This is a genomic window from Caldicoprobacter sp., assembly GCF_047459465.1.
Lineage (GTDB): Bacteria > Bacillota > Clostridia > Caldicoprobacterales > Caldicoprobacteraceae > Caldicoprobacter.
The window spans coordinates 1-7,016 of the sequence record NZ_VSCO01000096.1; the positions used below are offsets into that span (position 1 = coordinate 1).

At 47.6% G+C, this 7,016-nt stretch carries 5 protein-coding genes and 7 tRNA genes; 2 read left to right on the forward strand and 10 right to left on the reverse strand.

Translation table 11 applies throughout. From position 1 onward, the window contains the following. Window positions 1–64: 64 nt before the first annotated feature. The 7 genes from FWJ59_RS06815 to FWJ59_RS06845 all read right to left on the reverse strand — a co-directional run bounded on the left by FWJ59_RS06815 (window position 65) and on the right by FWJ59_RS06845 (window position 760). Window positions 65–139: transfer RNA gene (locus FWJ59_RS06815), tRNA-Gly, on the reverse strand. A 4-nt stretch (window positions 140–143) separates the two neighbouring features. After that, window positions 144–229: transfer RNA gene (locus FWJ59_RS06820), tRNA-Leu, on the reverse strand. Between the two features lie 107 nt (window positions 230–336). Beyond that, window positions 337–412 (reverse strand) — tRNA-Lys (locus tag FWJ59_RS06825). A 6-nt stretch (window positions 413–418) separates the two neighbouring features. Beyond that, window positions 419–493 (reverse strand) — tRNA-Gln (locus FWJ59_RS06830). 17 nt (window positions 494–510) lie between these two features. Next, window positions 511–587: transfer RNA gene (locus tag FWJ59_RS06835), tRNA-His, on the reverse strand. 15 nt (window positions 588–602) lie between these two features. Beyond that, a tRNA-Arg gene (locus FWJ59_RS06840) sits at window positions 603–679 on the reverse strand. A gap of 7 nt (window positions 680–686) precedes the next feature. After that, window positions 687–760, reverse strand: a tRNA-Gly gene (locus FWJ59_RS06845). Window positions 761–1,085: 325 nt separating this feature from the next. Between FWJ59_RS06845 and FWJ59_RS06850 the strand changes: the two genes are divergently transcribed. Continuing rightward, on the forward strand, window positions 1,086–1,601 hold the full coding sequence (locus FWJ59_RS06850; RefSeq protein WP_414481215.1) for a 4Fe-4S binding protein: 516 nt from the start codon (window positions 1,086–1,088) through the stop codon (window positions 1,599–1,601). A 193-nt stretch (window positions 1,602–1,794) separates the two neighbouring features. Here the strand turns inward: FWJ59_RS06850 and FWJ59_RS06855 are convergent, their stop codons facing one another. From FWJ59_RS06855 to FWJ59_RS06865, 3 genes are all read right to left on the reverse strand, one after another. Next, complete coding sequence (locus tag FWJ59_RS06855) at window positions 1,795–3,648, reverse strand: ABC transporter ATP-binding protein (protein WP_414481219.1); 1,854 nt, start codon at window positions 3,646–3,648, stop codon at window positions 1,795–1,797. A gap of 121 nt (window positions 3,649–3,769) precedes the next feature. Next, window positions 3,770–5,518, reverse strand: a complete 1,749-nt coding sequence (locus FWJ59_RS06860; RefSeq protein WP_414481216.1) for an ABC transporter ATP-binding protein — start codon at window positions 5,516–5,518, stop codon at window positions 3,770–3,772. Further along, the gene (locus tag FWJ59_RS06865; RefSeq protein ID WP_414481217.1) at window positions 5,512–5,982 is read right to left on the reverse strand and encodes a MarR family winged helix-turn-helix transcriptional regulator; all 471 of its coding nucleotides are present in this window, start codon (window positions 5,980–5,982) and stop codon (window positions 5,512–5,514) included. Before FWJ59_RS06865 ends, FWJ59_RS06860 begins: the two co-directional genes overlap by 7 nt. Before the next feature lie 387 nt (window positions 5,983–6,369). On the opposite strand from FWJ59_RS06865, the gene FWJ59_RS06870 reads away from it, so the two are divergent. Then, window positions 6,370–7,016: class I SAM-dependent rRNA methyltransferase (locus tag FWJ59_RS06870; protein ID WP_414481218.1), on the forward strand; the 647-nt coding region annotated here is incomplete at its 3' end.

Below are 7,016 nucleotides of genomic sequence, written 5' to 3' on the forward strand. Positions count from 1 at the left end.
CAGATTCGAAGTCTGTCACTCTATCCAGCTGAGCTATGGGCGCATGATTTAACTTAAAAATAAATGGAGCGGCAGACGGGATTCGAACCCGCGACCTTCGCCTTGGCAAGGCGACGCTCCACCCCTGAGCCACTGCCGCATAATGGTGCGGGCGAGAGGACTTGAACCTCCACGGATACCTTCCACTAGATCCTAAGTCTAGCGCGTCTGCCAGTTCCGCCACGCCCGCTTCTTTATATGTGGTATCCAGTTATAACCTCTTCCATTGAGAGGCCCAGACTTCAAGCCCTGCTTGTGTAACCATAACCTAAACGGTGTCATTCATACTTTAATAGATGGTGACCCATCGGCGATTCGAACGCCGGACACCTGGATTAAAAGTCCAGTGCTCTACCACCTGAGCTAATGGGTCATGGTGTGGCTGGGGCGGCAGGATTCGAACCTACGAATGCGGGAGTCAAAGTCCCGTGCCTTACCGCTTGGCTACGCCCCAACGCCATAAAAATAAATTGGGGTGGATAGTGGGACTTGAACCCACGACCTCCAGAGCCACAATCTGGCGCTCTAACCACCTGAGCTATACCCACCGTACTTTTTCTCAGTGGCGCGCCTGAAGGGATTCGAACCCCTGACCTACGGATTAGAAGTCCGTTGCTCTATCCAGCTGAGCTACAGGCGCACATTAATGGAGCGGGTGATGGGAATCGAACCCACGCCGCCAGCTTGGAAGGCTGGAGTTCTACCATTGAACTACACCCGCATCTCAATCTATCTTCTATTTTTATTATTTCCTAACGGCAAAATATATTTTAACCTGTAGTAGGGGTTTTGTCAACATGCTTTTTTATTTTCTATTATTTCCCATGTGGCTGTCATATTATCGAGGAGAAATTTACTGCATGCAGATCTAATATGGAAGAACGGCGAGTTTACAAGGAGAGTAAGGATTGCATGAAAAACCTAAAAGGACAATGGGAAATTGAAATTAAGGGGTTTCCATACTTGCAAAATTGTAATATAATATATATCGCATTATCATAATATAATGATAACCTCATAAAATAATGGCGGGAGGCGATATGGCGATGAATTCGTTTAAACGGCATATGTGGCTTGTGCTGATAGCATATTGTATTGTAGGCCTAATATATCCACCCATAGGGATAGTTGCTGTGGCGTGCATGCTGGCACCGGTGGTTACGGGACCTTTTATGGGGCGCAAGTGGTGTAACTCCTTTTGCCCCAGGGGAAGTTTTAACGATGTGATGTTGAAGAGAGTTACCTTAAACAAGGGCATTCCCCGCCTTTTCAAGGCTACCGCATTTAAGGTGATTTTTCTCATAGTGTTGATGAGCCTGTTTGCCATGCAATTGACCTTGGCATGGGGTGATTGGGACGCTGTAGGGTTAGTATTTGTCCGCATGGTGCTTATAACCACCATAATCGACATTATGCTGGGCATTTATTATCACCAGAGAACCTGGTGTGCCTTTTGCCCCATGGGGACCATGGGCGGATGGGCTTTTAAGCTAAAGAACAGGATAAAAAGAAGGCTGCAGGGAAGGGAGTCATTGGCAACAATGCTGCGTAAAGAAGGGTGATAATGTTGTATAGGGGAAGTAGTTACGGATTTTTTCTCTATATGATAGATGTAAGTTGATAAACTATGAAACAGCCTCAGTTATTGATTTACGTAGGCTAAAGCTGTAAAGGATAGGATCGAAGGAAATAAGGATAATAAAATAAAAAGGGGAGGGTTAAGAGCCCTCCCGCAAGACGTTGCTTCTGTAAATCTCATGGAGCAACTTCGATATCTCTATTATCAAGCTGGCGGCTGCGTACGAATTGGCTTTGATAGAGGTTGTAATATACACCTTTCCGCTTCAGCAACTCATGATGAGTGCCCTTTTCGACCATCCTGCCTTTGTCTATCACCACGATCAAGTCGGCATCCTTTATAGTGCTCAACCTGTGAGCTATGACGAAGCTGGTACGCCCCTTCATGAGGTTACGCATGGCTTTTTGGATATACACCTCGGTGCGGGTGTCAACGCTGGAGGTGGCTTCGTCCAGTATGAGTATGGCTGGATCTGCCAGTACAGCACGGGCAATAGCCAGCAGCTGGCGTTGTCCGTGGCTTAAATTGCTGCCATCATCGGAGAGAACCGTGTCGTATCCTTGGGGCAGACGCATGATAAAGTCGTGGGCGTGGGCGATTTTGGCTGCCTGTTCTACCTCTTCATCGGTGGCATCCAGACGGCCATACCGTATGTTTTCGCGCACCGTAGCGTTAAACAGGTAAGTGTCCTGCAGCACGATGCCTAGACAAGAACGAAGGCTTGCACGTTTGATTTTTCTTATATCGATGCCGTCTATGCGTATGCTTCCTTCTTTGACGTCATAAAATCGCATGAGGAGATTGATTATGGTGGTCTTGCCGGCTCCGGTTTCCCCAACTAGCGCCACTGTTTGTCCCGGCTTTACCTCAAGGGAAAAGTCCTTTAGCACGATGTTCTCATCATCATAAGCAAATGAGACGTTTTCAAACTCTACGTGGCCTTTTATGCCCGTCTCTCTGAGATCCACCGCGTCTGGAGCATCGGCCGGCTCGGATTCTTGGTCCAGAACCTGAAATACCCGTTCGGCACCGGCCGCTGCCGACAGAACCATGTTATATTGGTTTGCCATTTCATTTAATGGCCTGGTGAACTGCCTTGAATAGTTGAGGAATACGGATATTGTGCCTACGGTTACAGCCCCTCCGATATTTTTAACGGCCAATAAGCCACCAATCCCGGCAACTAGGGCGAAGCCCAGGTTGTTGAGCATGTTCATGGTGGGGCCCATGATTCTTGAAAGCACTTGGGCTTTTAGTGCGGTTTTCTTGAGCTTTTGATTGGACTCTTCAAAGTCGGCGATGGCCTGCTGTTCACGGCAGAACAGCTTTACCACCTTTTGGCCCGAAATGATTTCCTCTATCTTGCCGTTGAGCTCGCCCAGCGTTTGCTGCTGTTCCATAAATAGCCTGCTAGTATGTTTGGTTATAAGCTGGGTTAGAAGAAACATTAGAGGAACTATCGATAAGGCTATGAGGGTAAGGGTCACGCTCCTTACCAGCATGAGTACTATTGTTCCCACAAGAGTGATGATCCCCGAGATGAACTGGATTAAGGCGGAATGCAGGGTAATGGATATAGCATCCACGTCGTTGGTGAGGCGGCTCATCAACTCGCCGTGGGTGTGAGCATCGAAAAATTTAAGCGGCAGTACCTGGTATTTGCTGAACAGATCTTTCCTGATGCGAGCTACGGTGTTCTCGGACACCGAAGCCATGAAAAAGCCCTGCAAAAAGGCTGCTAGCGAGTTTAAGAGATAGACCCCCAGAAGGACCAATGAGATGCGCATCAGCCCTTGAAAATCTCTAGGAATGATGTATTTGTCTATGGCCTGGCCTATGAGCAGTGGGCCTATCAAGGTGCATGCCGTGTTGAGCAAAACGGCCAGTATGGCTATCACCAGCCCGAGGATGTCACCTTTCAGATATCCACCTAGCCTGATAAGGGTTTTACCCAGATTTTTTGGCTTTTCTACTGGTCCCATGAATCGACCGCGTGGTCCATGGAACCCCCTTCTACCAAATCCGCGCATGTCAGGGGCACCCACGCTGCGCGGGTTTTGGGATGAAGAGGCGCTGTTATGCCCATATCCCTTGGAGAATGAGGATGGTTTGGTGGGTTGACTGGAGTTGCCGTGGACATTATGTGTATCTTCAGGCATGCGCTCTTTCCTCCTTTCCTACCTGTGACCTGTAGATATCCTGGTATAGCGGGTTGGAAGCCAGCAGTTCCTCATGGATGCCTATTCCTGCTATTCGCCCTCTATCCAAAACGATGATCTTATCGGCGTCCATGACCGAGCTTATGCGTTGAGCTATTATGAAGGTTGTACACTTGTGGCTCCACTGTCTTAAAGCCCGTTGTATTTTAGCTTCAGTGACCATGTCAACTGCGCTGGTGGCATCGTCCAGGATGAGAATCTTTGGCCTTTTCATGAGGGCCCGGGCGATGTTCAAACGCTGTTTTTGTCCCCCTGATAGATTGACGCCTCCCTGGCTTAAATCTGTGTCATAGCCGTTGGGGGTTTTCATTATAAATTGATGGGCTTGTGCTATGGTTGCAACTTCTACAGCTTTTTCCAGGTCTGCATCTGGGTCTCCCCAGCGGAGGTTATCCAATATGCTTCCCGAGAATAGGAGGGAATTTTGCATCACCATTCCGATTTCCTTTCTCAGGTTGTAAAGGCTATATTCCCGCACATCAACGCCATCTATTAACACGCGGCCTTCCTGCGGATCATACAGCCGGGGAATAAGGCTTACCAATGTGGTCTTGCCAGACCCCGTCTCTCCAATTATGGCTACCGTTTCACCGGGCTCGGCGGTAAAGGATATGTTTTTCAAAACCGGCTCCCCAGTCGGGCTGTAACTAAAAGTTACGTTTTCAAAGACTACCTGTCCACGGGTTATTTTGGGCTCATGTGAGGGGTTGTTTCGGCTTTCAGCCGGGTCAACGATATCCGGCTCTTCCATCAGCACTTCCCTTATACGGTCTGCCGAAACTTTGCCCCTGGAAAAAGCCATCAAGTTAAAGGCGATCATTACCAGCGACATCATTATCCTTACAAGGTAGTTAATAAACGCGATTAGCTCCCCGATCTGCAGGCTACCGTTTTGCACATGTATGCCACCCAGCCATAACACCGTCACGGTAGCAAGGTTTGTAATGAGCATCAAAAGCGGCATGCCTATGGACATGAGCCTGCCGGCCGTAATGGCGATGTCCCGCAGCTCTTCATTTGCATTTTTGAACCGGTTTTCCTCAAAATCCTTGCGCAAAAATGCTTTTACCAGCCTGACTCCTGCCAGGTTTTCACGCATTATGGTGTTTACCTTGTCTATTTTCGATTGAACCTGCCTGAATAGAGGGAAGCCCTTTCTGATGATTACTGCGGTGCCTATGATGGTAAGGGGTAGAGCTACCAACAGCACTGAAGCGAGGGAAGGACTTATCTTTATGGTCATTATGATGGAACCGATACACAGCAGAGGAGAGCGAATCATCATGGCAAGGGACATGGTGACCACGTTTTGTAGCTGGGTGACATCGTTGGTGAGCCGGGTAATCAGCGATGAGGTTTGAAAGCGATCAAGGTTAGAAAAAGAAAAGGTTTGGATCTTGCGGAAGAGGTCGGAACGAATATCGGTGCCAAACCCAAGTGCAGCGACGGTGGAGGTATAGATACACCCTATTCCACCTACCATTCCTACAAGGGCTATGCCCAGCATGATGAGCAGCCGGGTTAAGACATAATTCATGTCTCCATTGGCGATGCCGTTATCCACTATGTCTGCCATTAAATTAGGTTGCAATAGGTCCATGTATACTTCCAGAGCCATAAAGAGAGGTGCCATCAGGACGTATGCCCAATAGGGTTTCAGGTAGCGTGAAATTTTCACCATATCTTACTCCTCCATTCTCCTTGATTTAAGTTGTACAGGTTTTGGTGGAGTTTTAAAAGAAGCCTGCGAAATTCCTCAAGCTCTTGCTGAGAAAAGTTGTAAAAGCACGCCTTTTCGAGCTCCTGTAACCCTTCCTTCATCCGTTGGTCTACCATACGCCCCTTTTCGGTGGCATAAATGCAAAATGCCCTCTGGTCATTGGGATCTGGAATTCTCTCAATAAGTCCTGCCTTTTCCAGCTTTTGCAAAAGCGCGGTGGTGGATGCCGGCGTGATAAATAGCTTTTCGCTGAGCTGACGCTGACTTATACCTTCATTGGCTATGATTATCGCTAGGACGAAAGGTTGCCCGTGTTCGAGGCCGTTTTGGTGGGCCAGCTTTCTAAAAAGGTCGCGGTGTAGCTTGGCGGTATCGGCAAACAAGCGGCCTAGAGGTTCGTCGGGAGTTATGTGACATGAATGCATTGTATCCTCCTTTCCTGTAATGAAATAGGCGGAAAACCCTCAAATATAGTTAGTTAACTAACTAATCTATATTGATATTATAGATTTGGAATTTGGTTTGTCAAGTAAGAAATCCATAAGAAAGTGGCCTGTAGAGTTTGACAGGATTGTCTTTATTTAAGGCGATAATCTTTATATTATGATTTATGATTATGATATAATTAGGGTGCGATGGGACGCTGGTGTGATATGTTTGTTGAGGTTTTATGGCATTTGAAAACGTTAAATGAGCTATGTTTAGGGATGTTGGAGGATACCAATGATAAAAATATGATAGAATATAACGGCGTTGACCTAGAATGAAACCCGAATTACCTTAAGATGCTGATCATAAGGAGGCAGTAATCAATGGCGAAAGCTTATCTATTGAAGAACAAAGAGAAGAGGACTCTGTATGGACATCCCTGGATATTTAAAAGCGACATAGAGCGAATTGAAGGGGAATGTGAGCCCGGAGACGTGGTGGATGTATACTCATATAAAGGAAGGTTTTTAGGAAGGGGCTATTACAACCCCAGGTCTCAGATTGCCATACGGTTGCTTACACGTGAGCAGGAGGAAATCGATGCCGACTTTTTTTACAGGCGAGTGCGAGCCGCCTGGGAGTATAGAAAGCAGTTTGCGGATTTGAACAGCTGCAGGGTGGTCTTTGCCGAGTCGGATTTTTTACCGGCCCTTATAGTGGACAAGTTTTCCACTTACCTCGTCATGCAGACCCTGGCGCTGGGCATCGACAGGTACAAGCATCTGCTGGCGGATATACTGGATGATGTCATAAAGCCCGATGGGATCTACGAGAGAAACGATGCGCCCGTAAGGGAGCTGGAGGGCCTTGACCAGAGGAAAGGATACATAAAAGGGGAGTTTGATACCGATGTCATCATGGTGGAGAACGGCATAAAGTTCCTCGTTGATATCGCAAACGGCCAGAAGACGGGCTATTTCCTCGATCAAAAGGAAAACAGGGCGGCAATACGGCCCTTTGTGAAGGGGGC